The following is a 12484-nucleotide window of genomic DNA, read 5'->3' as shown; positions in this document are numbered from 1 at the left end:
GAGATTCAGTGGCTACCTATATCGTTGGTGACATCCAAGGCTGTTTTGACGAACTACAGCAGCTACTCAAGCGCGTCAACTTTTCCACTCAACATGACCAACTTTGGCTCGCAGGAGATTTGGTGGCTCGCGGCCCGAAATCACTCGAAACACTGCGCTTCGTAAAGTCACTCGGTGACAGCGCAAAAGTCGTACTCGGCAATCATGACTTACATTTACTGGCAGTATCTTACGGCCTGAAAAAGCGAAAAGACAAAGATAAAACGACCCCTATTTTCCTCGCTAAAGACCGCGAAGAACTGCTCTCTTGGCTAGCTAAACAACCTCTTCTGGCAGAGCACGACGAGTTTGTGATGTGTCATGCGGGTATCTCACCGCAATGGGATTTAGAAACAGCCAGACAATGCGCTCGCGAAGTAGAACATATTATCCAAGGCGAAGAGTTGCCGTGGTTGCTAAAAAACATGTACAGCAACTTACCAGATCTTTGGGATGACTCACTGGAAGGTCTGGATCGCTATCGCTATATCATCAATGCCTTTACAAGAATGCGTTTCTGCTTTTCTGATGGTCGTTTAGATATGGACTGCAAACTGCCTCCGCAAGAAGCCACTGGTGACCAATTGGTACCTTGGTTTGAACTGCCGCACCGCATACCGTTAGAAAAAACAGTGTTATTCGGCCACTGGGCAGCATTGCAGGGCTATATCGATGAAAAAGTCATTGGACTCGATACAGGTTGTGTCTGGGGTGGTTCGCTGACGATGATCCGTTGGGAAGACAAACAACTCTTTACCCAAGACGCTCTCGATTAATCACTAGATCGTTACTCCAAAAACAAAAAGCACCGTGGTTACGGTGCTTTTTTCTATTCTGCTTCGAGAGACTTTTCTAACTATTGCTTTTCTAAAATCGTAAAACGCATGTTGTAAGCGTTTTTCTCATCCGCTTGGTAGGTTTCAGAATATGTCTCTTTGAACTCATTACCCCAGTCTGGGAACTGGGTGTCACCTTCAACTACAGCATCAATATGTGTGACGTACAGTTTATTTGCCATCGCTAAACAAGAAGCATAGATAGCACCGCCACCAATGATCATTACTTCTTCAACATCACCTGCAGCCTCTAACGCTTTTTCAACTGAAGTCACCGTCGTAACGCCTTCAATACTCAATGATTCATCTCGGCTAATGACAATATTCAAACGTCCTGGCAAAGGGCTACCAATTGAATCGTAAGTCTTTCTTCCCATTACGACGGGCTTCCCCATCGTACAACGTTTAAACCAAGCAAAATCCGCAGGAAGATGCCAAGGCATTTGATTATCTTTGCCAATAACGCGGTTGTCTGCCATCGCGGCAATCATACTAATGATCATGTCGGGTCCTTATACTATCGGTCTGCGGCGGTAGAATAACAGCCCAGGAACTGCGAGGCCAACTGCTAAACCAGCAATAATAAACATGGCTTTAAGAAAGTTCTCCATGCATGTCGCAATTAACTCTGGCGAGTAACCCAAATGGTTAATCTCCACCATCGCAATCATCGCTTTGTAAGCAAAAACTCCCGGCACCATAGGTATCAATGCAGCGACAGTAAACACTTTTGGATGAGCCAAAAAGCGGTGAGACCAATGAACCCCTATCATGCCAACCAAGGTGGCAGCGAAGAAGGTCGCCCACTCAATCGGTACTCCAAACTGCATCATCAAGTAACGGCTTCCGTGACCAATCGCACCACCTACCGCGCAATAGATCAAAGCTCGCTGTGGCACATTAAACACCAACGCAAAGCCGACTGCAGGGATGGCTGCAAAAAACATGTCATTGAGCAAACCGAGCGTTAAATCAAAAATATTCATTAAATTGCCCACCCCCAAATACCAGTTACACTCATTGCCGCCACAATGCCCAAACACGTTGCTAACGTCAGCAAACTGGCCATTACAAACCGAGCAATACCCATATTAATGTGACCTTTTAGCATGTCTGCTACCGAATTAATCAGTGGAAAACCAGGCACCAACATCAATACCGACGATGCCATCGCTACGGTTGGTAAATTACCAATTTGGTAAATTTCAGCTTGAGCAGAAATCAACGTAGTTACAAATGCGGTAGCAGCAAAGTTAAGTAATGGATTGAAGTGACGATGGCCAATCTCTTGGCGCACGATCATGCCACCAGCCGAGGCCAAGAAGGTCATAATAAATACGCCCCAATCGCCACCTGCTAAATGGCTGAATGCCGCGCATGATAAGCCAATCATAAGCACCACTAGCCAGCGATTGTACCGTTCTGGGCTGATGGTATTCAGTTTTTTCTGCGCCATGGCTGCATCGAGTAACCCGCGCTCCATCATGATACAGATGCGTTGAATTTGCGTAATAACGCGCATGTTGATGCCACGATCGGCACAGCTTCGAGTAGTGGTGATACAGTGTCCATCCATTACGGTCGTGACAACCAAGGCATTGGCTGAGAGGGCTACAGCCACTTCATGCACGCCACAAGCTAAGCCAATACGACGCATGATATCGCACACAAGCGTACTTTCTGCGCCATGGGCCAACAGCATTTGTCCGGCTTGAGCGACAAGTCGAGAAATGGAGCGTTGGTTAGATACCGTCAACTCTCCAGACGGTATGGTTTCTAGATTCATAGATAGGTCTAAGTCCTTTTAGGGTGTTGCTTACTCTCACGTGAAGGAGGCCAAACAGTCCCGAATTATCACGCGAAGCCACTATTGTGCCGCAAATCACATCATCTAAATATGATTTAGATACAAAAAAAGCCGCAATAGATTTTGCGGCTTTATTAAATTTTCTAACAAGACATCGCTTGGAGAGAACGATTAGTCACGAACGTAGACAACGTGACCGTCATCTTCTTCGTCATCCCAATCATCCCAGTCGTCGTCTTCAGTAACAACGTCTTTTCCTGCCATTGCATCTTTATGGTAATCATCCCACATGAAGTTAACTTTATCTTCTTCAGCCACTTCTTCCTCTTCGCGAGGTAGGTTTTCCATAAAGTCAGCAAGTTTGTAGCAAAGCTCTTTGGTGCCAGAACGGTTGATCGCAGAGATCTTGAAGTACTCATCTTCCCAACCTAGCGCATCCAAGATCTCTTGGATCTTTTCATTCGCTTCTTCTTCAGGCATCAGATCAACTTTGTTGAACACCAACCAGCGAGGTTTGCTTGCCAGTTTTTCACTGTACTGCTCTAGCTCATCAATGATGGTTAGTGCATTTTGTACAGGATCAGACTGATCAATCGGCATGATATCAATCATGTGCAGCAACACTCGGCAACGTTCTAGGTGTTTCAAGAAACGAATACCTAGACCCGCACCATCAGCAGCCCCTTCGATAAGCCCCGGGATGTCAGCAACCACAAAGCTCTTTTCAGGAACAACACTCACCACACCCAAGCTTGGGATTAACGTGGTAAACGGGTAGTCTGCTACTTTTGGTTTTGCCGCTGATACCGCGCGAATAAACGTCGATTTACCTGCGTTTGGCAAGCCAAGCATACCAACGTCCGCCAACAGCAGTAGCTCAAGACGGATTTCACGAATTTCACCTTTCGTACCTAGCGTTCTTTGACGAGGCGCTCGGTTTACTGAAGATTTGAAACGCGTGTTACCAAGACCGTGCCAACCGCCTTTCGCGACCATCACTTTCTTACCGTGCTCAGCAACTTCTGCAACAATTTCGTTAGTGTGGATATCCACTGCGCGAGTGCCCACTGGTACGCGAAGAACGATGTCTTTACCACGTTTACCAGTACAGTTACCACCGCGACCGTTTTCACCACGCTCCGCTTCGTAGAAGCGTTGGAAACGGTAATCAATTAGGGTATTTAGGTTTTCATCAGCTTGGATGTAAACATCACCGCCGTCACCACCATCACCGCCGTCAGGGCCGCCTTTAGTGATGAATTTTTCACGCCAGAAACTGACAACGCCGCTACCGCCATCACCAGCCTGAACTTTTACTACCGCTTCATCTACGAACTTCATCTTTTACTCCGACTACTTCGTGCGTGGATTAAATCTACTGTGTCATCCGACAATTTTAGCAGATGACAGATCTAAGCTCCCAGATTCAAATCGCCTCGGATTCTAACGAGAAACTTCGATATGTCGACTGCCATAAATAAAAAACCCCGCCGATTCGGCAGGGCTTTTGAATTCAGCTTAAAGCTATTAAGTAACTTGGTAAAAACCTAATTACTCAGCTTCGATGCTTACAAACTTACGGTTCTTAGGACCTTTCACTTCGAACTTCACTTTACCTTCAGTAAGAGCGAATAGAGTGTGGTCTTTACCGATACCTACGTTGTTACCAGCGTGGAACTTAGTACCACGTTGACGAACGATGATGTTACCTGCAAGTACAGATTCACCACCGAAACGCTTAACACCTAGACGTTTGCTTTCTGAATCGCGGCCGTTACGAGTAGAACCACCAGCTTTTTTGTGTGCCATTGTTAAACTCTCCTAATAGATTAAGCGTTGATACCAGTGATCTTCACTTCAGTGAACCACTGACGGTGACCCTGTTGCTTACGAGAGTGCTTACGACGACGGAACTTAACGATTTTAACTTTATCGCCACGACCGTGTTGTACAACTTCAGCAACAATTTTGCCGCCCTCTACAAGAGGAGCACCAACTTTGATGTCTTCGCCGTTAGCAACAAGAAGAACTTTATCAAATTCTACAGTTGCACCAGTTTCAACGTCTAATTTCTCTAAACGAAGAGTTTGACCTTCGCTTACACGGTGTTGTTTACCACCAGATTGGAAAACAGCGTACATATTTTACTCCGCTTTTTCCGCACAGCCTTTTCATGAGGGTGTGCGCTAAACTAATCATCAATAGGGCGCAGATTCTACAGAAGAGATGCCCCTATGACAAGCCATATTTTGAAAAAATTGGCGAAAAGCTAATCGCCAAAGAAAAGTGCGGCAATCATGCCCTTTAGTAATGTATTAATCAACGTTTTTTAGTGTATTATTCGACAATTATATAAATCGAATAAGCCTTGCAGGGTCTAACTTCAGCCGGATATACGATGGATTTTAAAACTATCCAAGCGCTTACTGCCGATGACATGGCAAAAGTGAATGAAACAATTCAAGCCCAACTAAATTCTGATGTCTCTTTAATCAACCAGCTCGGTTTCTATATCGTGAGTGGTGGAGGCAAACGTCTACGACCGTTACTGGCAATATTGTCAGCACGTGCATTGGGGTACCAAGGCACTGGCCATACGATGGCAGCGGCGTTTATCGAGTTCATCCATACAGCGACTTTGCTGCACGATGATGTCGTGGACGAATCAGACATGCGCCGTGGAAAAGCGACAGCGAATGCTGCGTTTGGTAATGCCGCGAGCGTACTTGTTGGGGACTTTATTTACACTCGCTCATTTCAGATGATGACTGAGCTAGGATCCATGAAGATCCTTCAACTAATGAGTAATGCAGTAAATGTGATCGCCGAAGGTGAAGTTCAACAGTTGATGAACTGTAACGATCCTGACACGACCGAAGAAAGCTATATGCAAGTCATCTACTCAAAGACTGCACGCTTGTTCGAGTCTGCAACGCAAATTGGCGCAATCTTAAATGATGCTCCAGAACACGTTGAATTGGCTCTGCAGAATTATGGTAAATACCTAGGCACTGCATTCCAGCTTATTGATGATGTGATGGACTACACATCCGATGGCGAAGACATGGGCAAAAACGTTGGTGATGATTTGGCTGAAGGAAAACCGACACTGCCTCTGTTGCATGCAATGCGTAATACGACGCCAGAAAATGCGCTAATGATTCGCGAAGCGATTGAAAAAGCCAATGGAATGGAACGCTTAGATGAAATCCTAGCCGTTATGAAAGAGGCCGGTTCGTTAGAATACACTACACAGAAAGCGTTAGAAGAAGCAGATAAGGCGATCGCTGAACTGGAAGTACTACCAGAATCAGAATACAAAGAAGCGCTTATCACGCTGGCTCATGTTGCGGTAAAACGCACCCGCTAGCACCACCAGACCCTTTAGCAAGAAACACAAAAGGAAGAGCATTTCGCTCTTCCTTTTTCGTCTCAGCTCTAGACAATTTCAACGGCTCTGACTAATAGTATCGTTCGCTTCCACCATGCAGCTGTGGATCGTCTTCTATCTCATCAAAACTCACTGCTATCTGTTGATCTGAGCCTTGCTTGGATAACAAAACGGTCTCTGCTTCACGGTCGACAACCAAAATCGTACCGACGCCTTCTTGGCACTCAACAACCATGCCTTTACGGATTCGACTTGCTTCCATCATCTTCTCCTTAACAATGTTGTTTTGGTTCGCTTGTGATACGTAATTCAGAGCAAAAAGATCAAAAAAGCCGATCCTAAGATCGGCTTTCTTCTTAATTCGCGTTATAGAGATTATTTAGCGAATTCAACACCAATGTTGATGTCGCCATTTAACGTTTCTAGCATTCCATCTAGTGCAGCTTTTTCGAAGTCGCTCAATTCGCCGTAGCTTAGTACTTCTTCTACGCCTTCTTTGCCCAGCTTCACAGGTTGTGCAAAGTAAGGTGCGTGCTCGCTGTCACCTTCAACGTAAGCACACTCAACAACGCCTTCTTCACCTTGAAGAGCTCGTACAAGTGCTAGACCGAAACGACAAGCCGCTTGGCCCATAGAAAGTGTCGCACTACCGCCACCCGCTTTTGCTTCAACAACTTCTGTGCCCGCGTTTTGAATACGCTTAGTCAGAGCTTCTACTTCTTCAGCTGTAAACTCCACACCTTCTACTTGAGAAAGAAGAGGAAGAATTGTCACGCCAGAGTGACCACCGATAACTGGTACACGGATATCGCTAGGATCTTTGCCTTTTAGCTCAGCAACAAACGTTTCTGAACGGATCACGTCTAGTGTGGTAATACCGAATAGGCGACGCTTGTCGTAAACGCCCGCTTTCTTCAGAACTTCAGCAGCGATTGGCACTGTTGTGTTCACTGGGTTAGTGATGATACCTACACATGCTTTAGGACAAACAACCGCAATTTTTTCAGCGAGTGATTTCACAATACCAGCGTTTACATTGAACAGATCCGCACGATCCATGCCCGGCTTACGAGCAACACCCGCAGAGATAAGAACTACATCTGCACCTTCTAGCGCAGGAGTTGGATCTTCACCAGCGTAACCTTTGATCGATACTGGTGTTGGGATGTGGCTAAGATCTGCTGCTACGCCAGGCGTAACTGGAGCAATATCGTATAGGGCTAAATCAGAACCAGCAGGAAGACGGTTCTTAAGCAGAAGGGCAAGGGCTTGACCGATGCCACCAGCGGCACCAATAACGGCTACTTTCATGTAGTTCTCCTTGAGAGTATTTCTCTTATAAACGTATTCGTAGGGTAGTTTGTAACCAACTGAAATAAGCTATCGGAATCACAACTTGATTACAATCAATTAACGCCAGCTTTGCGACCTCGCGCAACTCGCTGTTGTCGTGCTACAAATGAAGGTTGGATTATTCTTTTATTCTGTTGAAATGACAAGAAATTCAACAGGACAAAACGAGACTGGTTGAATAATCTTAAAGAATCCTGTTCTGTTTATGGTTTACAGTGATGCAACTAACAGAATGCCGGGACTTTTTGGCACTGCATGAATATATATGCGAGAATATGCAAAATTGCTGACACGTACTAAGAGAATCATAATGACTATGCGCAATTCAGAGAAACAAGATAACCTAGTCCGCGCCTTTAAAGCCCTGCTAAAAGAAGAGAGCTTTGGCTCACAGGGTGAAATTGTTGACGCACTCAAGCAGCAAGGCTTTGAAAGCATTAACCAATCTAAAGTTTCACGTATGCTGACCAAGTTTGGTGCTGTTCGTACTCGTAACGCAAAAATGGAAATGGTGTACTGCCTACCGGCCGAGTTGGGCGTACCAACAGTAAGCAGCTCTCTACGTGAACTGGTTTTAGACATCGATCACAATGCGGCATTGGTTGTCATTCACACAGGTCCTGGCGCAGCACAGCTTATTGCTCGCCTACTCGACTCGTTAGGTAAATCCGAGGGTATTCTTGGCGTAGTAGCGGGTGACGATACCATTTTTATTACCCCTACAATGCCAGTATCAACTGAACAATTGTTCAAGTCTGTATGTGAGCTATTCGAGTACACAGGCTGAGACCGACGAGCATTGGTTTAAGTAACTCTTTGTGGGCTATGAAAGAAATACTATTTTGTAGCCCATTATTTATGTAAACAAATTGCTTCATGCGACTACTTTTTACCCACCACTTTTGTGATTAATATCACGCAATTGATCTTTTTCACCATCTTGCCTTATTCACACCTAACTAACTGTTATAAAAAGAATTAAATCAAAGATCAATCACCATACCCTGTCGCAAGCTTTAGACTTATTCGCTATAACATTTAACATTCGGATAATTTTCTGCCAATTTTTTGTTATGATTTGCTCGCTTTTTCAAACAATTGGATTGGAAAAGATGCCGTTTCCAAATAGGAAACTCCAGAAGTGATTTATGGTTATTTCCGGGTAAATAATGAATATAAGGAAGGGAAATTCATGGCATTTAACAAACTTCTCAAAGTAGGCGCTATCGCTGCAGCTGTAATGGGCGCAGGCGCGGTTAACGCTCAAGAGTTTATTACTATCGGTACTGGCTCTGTAACTGGTGTTTACTACCCTACTGGTGGTGCTATCTGTAAGTTGGTAAATAAAGGTCGTAAAGACCACAACATCCGTTGTTCAGTAGAATCAACTGGTGGCTCAATTTACAACGTTAACACTATCCGTGCAGGCGAATTAGATTTTGGTATCGTGCAATCGGATTGGCAGTACCACGGCTACAACGGTACGAGCAAGTTTGCGGAACAAGGCCCGTACAAAAAACTGCGTGCAATGTTCTCTCTTCATACTGAACCTTTCAACATCATCGCACGTGCTGACTCTGGCATCGAAAACGTTCAAGACCTAGCAGGTAAGCGTGTCAACATCGGTAACCCAGGTTCTGGTGACCGCGCGACAATGGGCGTAGTAATGAAAGCAATGGGCTGGACAAATGACAGCTTCAAACTTGCTTCAGAGCTAAAAGGCTCAGAGCGTTCTCAAGCACTTTGTGACAACAAAATTGATGCGTTCATCTACATGGTTGGCCATCCAAACGGTTCAATCAAAGAAGCAACAACATCATGTGATGCGAAGCTAGTGCCTGCAACTGGTCCTAAGATCGACAAGATCGTCGCAGACAACCCGTACTACGCATTCAGCACAGTGCCGGCTGGTATGTACCGTGGTACAGATAAAGACGTGAAGAGCTTTGGTGTTGCAGCAACAATGGTAACAACAGCTGATGTTTCTGATGAAGTTGCATACAACGTTGCTAAAGCCGTGTTCGAGAACTTCGACACCTTCAAACGTCTGCATCCAGCTTTTGCTAACCTGAAAAAAGAAGACATGGTGAAAGCAGGTATTTCTATCCCTCTTCACCCAGGTGCAGAAAAATACTACAAAGAAGTGGGTCTAATTAAGTAAGCACTCACTTATTTCAATCTCAGGCAGAAAAAGATGGTTTTCTGCCTGATTGAGTATGCTGGTTGTAGCACGTTGAACCAGCATGCTTTGTTCATTTGCCAGTTTTTCTTAGAACTGCGCACTCAATACCCAAGAAAACACTTTAACGCCGCCAACAAAGCACTCGGTACTCTTGCTTTGTGATTCGGCAGCGGAATACTCGAAAGCAAACTTCGCTCCATTCACTACACTGATAAAGGCGAAGTGTGGTTCTCGATAGAAGAACGGACAGGACCATCAATAATAAGGAAAAAGTACATGGCGACGAATAAGACTCCGTCTCAAGATGTGCAAGAAATGGTGGCTCAAGCAGACACGGGCGCACGTAACCCTTCGGGAGTGCAAGGACGAATCCTTTGGTTAGTCCCTCTGTGTTGGTCACTATTTCAATTATGGTACGCCTCCCCGCTACCATTTATTTTCAATTTTGGCGTACTGAATGACACTGAAGCGCGAGCGATTCACCTCACTTTCGCGATATTTTTGGCCTTCACTGCTTATCCAGCAATGAAGAACTCTCCGCGGGATCACATTCCTCTTGTGGATTGGATTCTCGCGTTAGCGGGTAGCTTTTCGGCTGCCTATATCTACCTTTTCTACACCGAACTCGCAGGGCGTTCCGGCGCGCCCACCACTACCGATATTGTGGTTGCGGTCGTTGGCATGATATTGCTACTTGAAGCGACTCGTCGTGCATTAGGGCCTCCGCTAATGGTTGTGGCCGCCGTGTTCCTGACTTACACGTTTGCTGGCCCATACATGCCAGATGTCATAGCCCACAAAGGCGCAAGCTTAGGTAAAGCGATGTCGCATCTGTGGCTAACCACCGAAGGGGTATTTGGTGTTGCGTTAGGTGTATCCACTTCTTTCGTATTCTTGTTTGTACTGTTTGGCGCGATGCTAGAACGTGCGGGTGCAGGTGCTTACTTCATTAAAGTCGCGTTTTCTCTACTTGGTCACATGAAAGGTGGCCCAGCTAAAGCCGCCGTTGTCGCATCTGGTCTATCGGGTCTGGTTTCAGGCTCATCGATCGCAAACGTCGTAACCACGGGTACTTTTACCATTCCATTGATGAAACGAGTCGGCTTCCCGGGCACAAAAGCGGGTGCCGTTGAAGTGGCAGCGTCAACCAATGGTCAGCTCACCCCGCCAATCATGGGCGCGGCAGCGTTTTTGATGGTGGAATACGTTGGGATTTCTTACGTAGAGGTTATCAAAGCGGCATTACTTCCAGCGCTGATTTCCTACATCGCGTTGATTTACATCGTTCACCTTGAAGCATGTAAAGCGGGCATGACTGGCTTACCTCGTCGTCATAATCCAACGTTACTGCAAAGCCTACTTTCATTCACGGCTACCATTTTAGGTCTGTGTGTAATCAGCGCTTTGGTGTACTACGGTGTAGGTTGGACGAAAGATGTCTTTGGCGACGCAGCGACTACGATAGTAACGATCGCGCTACTCATCGCCTACGTCGGCCTCGTAAAAATTTCTGCGAACCACATGAAAGATGGCGCAATTGAGATTGATGCGGAGCTGACTGAAGTGCCAGATCCGGGTCCTACAGTGAAGTCTGGCTTACACTACCTGCTACCTATAGTGGTACTGGTTTGGTGTTTAACAGTAGAGCGCTTCTCACCTGGCTTATCAGCATTTTGGGCGACCGTCTTTATGGTCTTCATTTTGCTAACACAACGCCCTCTGATGGCGTTACTTGCGAAAGAAGGCGACCTAGTACAACAAACCAAAGAGGGTTTTGTCGATCTCGCTGAAAGCTTGGTGGCTGGTGCTCGCAACATGATCGGTATCGGTGTCGCAACTGCGGCGGCAGGTACGGTTGTTGGCGTTGTGACACTAACCGGTATCGGCTTGGTGATGACGGATTTTGTTGAGTTTATCTCTGGCGGTAGTGTCATCCTAATGCTGCTGTTTACTGCGGTTATCAGTCTGATTCTCGGTATGGGTCTGCCTACCACAGCAAACTACATTGTAGTATCAACGCTAATGGCGCCAGTTATCGTAACGCTCGGCGCAGCGCACGGTCTTATCATTCCACTGATTGCAGTGCACTTGTTCGTGTTCTATTTCGGTATTCTCGCCGATGATACACCACCGGTCGGTCTGGCAGCCTTTGCCGCTGCAGCAATCGCGAAGTCCGATCCAATTCGTACCGGTATCCAAGGCTTTACCTACGATATTCGAACCGCCATTCTGCCATTCATGTTTGTTTTCAATACCCAATTATTGTTGATGGGTATCGATTCTTGGTGGCATTTAGCACTCACGGTAATCTCTTCCATCATTGCGATGCTGATCTTCTCTGCCGCTACGCAGGGATGGTGGCTGACTCGTAACAAGTGGTGGGAAACCGTCCTATTATTAGTATTAACTTTCTCATTCTTCCGACCTGGTTTTTGGTGGGACATGTTATACCCAGCGAAAGTTCTTTCTCCTGGGGTTGAGATAGCTCAAATCACGGAAAACCTAAATGTAGGAGAATCCATTGAGTTACGTGTTGCCGGACAAAACCTCGAAGGCGAATACGTCGAGAAAACGGTACGTCTGCCATTCGAAGACAGAGCAACGACAGCTGAAGAGCGTATCTCTTCAATGGGTCTGATGCTGACTGAGAACGACGGCAAAATGGTCGTCGACATGGTTGAATTTGGTAGCCCTGCGGAGTCATCTGGTATCGACTTTGATTGGGAAATCAAATGGGTCGTTCAAGACGCGGATCGTCCAATGAAAGAATGGGTATTTGTACCTTGCTTGATTCTTCTGCTGGTACTTGCCATGAACCAAAAACGTCGTGCTCGCAAGGAACAACTGAGCGCATAACCGATTTGGCCCCGCGGATC

General features: G+C 46.0%; 13 protein-coding genes. 5 read left to right on the top strand and 8 right to left on the bottom strand.

The features are described 5' to 3' along the window. The first annotated feature begins 8 nt into the window (after nucleotides 1–8). A complete protein-coding gene (gene apaH / locus ACYJZR_RS01595; RefSeq protein ID WP_283012958.1) occupies nucleotides 9–815 on the top strand; it encodes a bis(5'-nucleosyl)-tetraphosphatase (symmetrical) ApaH in 807 nt (268 codons plus the stop codon). Between the two features lie 80 nt (nucleotides 816–895). Here apaH and folA read toward each other — a convergent pair whose 3' ends face one another. The 6 genes from folA to rplU form a co-directional block, all read right to left on the bottom strand. After that, a complete protein-coding gene (gene folA, locus ACYJZR_RS01590; protein WP_062858396.1) occupies nucleotides 896–1378 on the bottom strand; it encodes a type 3 dihydrofolate reductase in 483 nt (160 codons plus the stop codon). Between the two features lie 9 nt (nucleotides 1379–1387). Beyond that, complete coding sequence (locus ACYJZR_RS01585) at nucleotides 1388–1861, bottom strand: threonine/serine exporter family protein (protein ID WP_005459611.1); 474 nt, start codon at nucleotides 1859–1861, stop codon at nucleotides 1388–1390. Beyond that, the gene (locus ACYJZR_RS01580) at nucleotides 1861–2661 is read right to left on the bottom strand and encodes a threonine/serine exporter family protein (RefSeq protein WP_005459610.1); all 801 of its coding nucleotides are present in this window, start codon (nucleotides 2659–2661) and stop codon (nucleotides 1861–1863) included. Before ACYJZR_RS01580 ends, ACYJZR_RS01585 begins: the two co-directional genes overlap by 1 nt. 192 nt (nucleotides 2662–2853) lie before the next feature. Further along, the gene (gene cgtA / locus ACYJZR_RS01575) at nucleotides 2854–4023 is read right to left on the bottom strand and encodes an Obg family GTPase CgtA (protein WP_025573710.1); all 1170 of its coding nucleotides are present in this window, start codon (nucleotides 4021–4023) and stop codon (nucleotides 2854–2856) included. A 210-nt stretch (nucleotides 4024–4233) separates the two neighbouring features. Continuing rightward, the gene (gene rpmA, locus ACYJZR_RS01570; protein ID WP_005383095.1) at nucleotides 4234–4491 is read right to left on the bottom strand and encodes a 50S ribosomal protein L27; all 258 of its coding nucleotides are present in this window, start codon (nucleotides 4489–4491) and stop codon (nucleotides 4234–4236) included. A 20-nt stretch (nucleotides 4492–4511) separates the two neighbouring features. Next, a complete protein-coding gene (gene rplU / locus ACYJZR_RS01565; RefSeq protein ID WP_005383096.1) occupies nucleotides 4512–4823 on the bottom strand; it encodes a 50S ribosomal protein L21 in 312 nt (103 codons plus the stop codon). A gap of 257 nt (nucleotides 4824–5080) precedes the next feature. Between rplU and ispB the strand changes: the two genes are divergently transcribed. Continuing rightward, nucleotides 5081–6052, top strand: a complete 972-nt coding sequence (ispB, locus tag ACYJZR_RS01560; protein WP_005479642.1) for an octaprenyl diphosphate synthase — start codon at nucleotides 5081–5083, stop codon at nucleotides 6050–6052. Between the two features lie 91 nt (nucleotides 6053–6143). Here the strand turns inward: ispB and ACYJZR_RS01555 are convergent, their stop codons facing one another. Next, nucleotides 6144–6335, bottom strand: coding sequence for a hypothetical protein (locus ACYJZR_RS01555; protein WP_005479653.1), 192 nt, complete (start codon nucleotides 6333–6335; stop codon nucleotides 6144–6146). A gap of 113 nt (nucleotides 6336–6448) precedes the next feature. Continuing rightward, complete coding sequence (mdh, locus tag ACYJZR_RS01550; RefSeq protein WP_005454639.1) at nucleotides 6449–7384, bottom strand: malate dehydrogenase; 936 nt, start codon at nucleotides 7382–7384, stop codon at nucleotides 6449–6451. A 358-nt stretch (nucleotides 7385–7742) separates the two neighbouring features. Here mdh and argR point away from each other — a divergent pair, with 358 nt between their 5' ends. From argR to ACYJZR_RS01535, 3 genes are all read left to right on the top strand, one after another. Further along, a complete protein-coding gene (argR, locus tag ACYJZR_RS01545; RefSeq protein ID WP_005430583.1) occupies nucleotides 7743–8213 on the top strand; it encodes a transcriptional regulator ArgR in 471 nt (156 codons plus the stop codon). Nucleotides 8214–8618: 405 nt separating this feature from the next. Continuing rightward, nucleotides 8619–9587 carry a TAXI family TRAP transporter solute-binding subunit gene (locus tag ACYJZR_RS01540; RefSeq protein ID WP_406966280.1) on the top strand — a complete coding sequence of 323 codons (969 nt, stop codon included), beginning with the start codon at nucleotides 8619–8621 and terminating at the stop codon, nucleotides 9585–9587. A gap of 297 nt (nucleotides 9588–9884) precedes the next feature. Further along, nucleotides 9885–12464 (top strand): TRAP transporter permease, encoded by a 2580-nt coding sequence (locus ACYJZR_RS01535; RefSeq protein WP_063517145.1) that lies wholly within the window; start codon nucleotides 9885–9887, stop codon nucleotides 12462–12464. The last annotated feature ends 20 nt before the right edge of the window (nucleotides 12465–12484 follow it).

This window comes from Vibrio sp. RC2502 (genome assembly GCF_054850435.1).
This window is presented reverse-complemented; position numbering and strand designations above follow the sequence as displayed.

What these genes read in the sequence shown, in the direction of transcription:
- rplU (WP_005383096.1), bottom strand. Translation starts at nt 4,823, where the DNA reads ATGTACGCTGTTTTCCAATCTGGTGGTAAACAACACCGTGTAAGCGAA.
- ACYJZR_RS01585 (WP_005459611.1), bottom strand. Translation starts at nt 1,861, where the DNA reads ATGAATATTTTTGATTTAACGCTCGGTTTGCTCAATGACATGTTTTTT.
- mdh (WP_005454639.1), bottom strand. Translation starts at nt 7,384, where the DNA reads ATGAAAGTAGCCGTTATTGGTGCCGCTGGTGGCATCGGTCAAGCCCTT.
- cgtA (WP_025573710.1), bottom strand. Translation starts at nt 4,023, where the DNA reads ATGAAGTTCGTAGATGAAGCGGTAGTAAAAGTTCAGGCTGGTGATGGC.
- ACYJZR_RS01535 (WP_063517145.1), top strand. Translation starts at nt 9,885, where the DNA reads ATGGCGACGAATAAGACTCCGTCTCAAGATGTGCAAGAAATGGTGGCT.
- folA (WP_062858396.1), bottom strand. Translation starts at nt 1,378, where the DNA reads ATGATCATTAGTATGATTGCCGCGATGGCAGACAACCGCGTTATTGGC.
- ACYJZR_RS01540 (WP_406966280.1), top strand. Translation starts at nt 8,619, where the DNA reads ATGGCATTTAACAAACTTCTCAAAGTAGGCGCTATCGCTGCAGCTGTA.
- ACYJZR_RS01555 (WP_005479653.1), bottom strand. Translation starts at nt 6,335, where the DNA reads ATGGAAGCAAGTCGAATCCGTAAAGGCATGGTTGTTGAGTGCCAAGAA.
- ACYJZR_RS01580 (WP_005459610.1), bottom strand. Translation starts at nt 2,661, where the DNA reads ATGAATCTAGAAACCATACCGTCTGGAGAGTTGACGGTATCTAACCAA.
- argR (WP_005430583.1), top strand. Translation starts at nt 7,743, where the DNA reads ATGCGCAATTCAGAGAAACAAGATAACCTAGTCCGCGCCTTTAAAGCC.
- ispB (WP_005479642.1), top strand. Translation starts at nt 5,081, where the DNA reads ATGGATTTTAAAACTATCCAAGCGCTTACTGCCGATGACATGGCAAAA.
- rpmA (WP_005383095.1), bottom strand. Translation starts at nt 4,491, where the DNA reads ATGGCACACAAAAAAGCTGGTGGTTCTACTCGTAACGGCCGCGATTCA.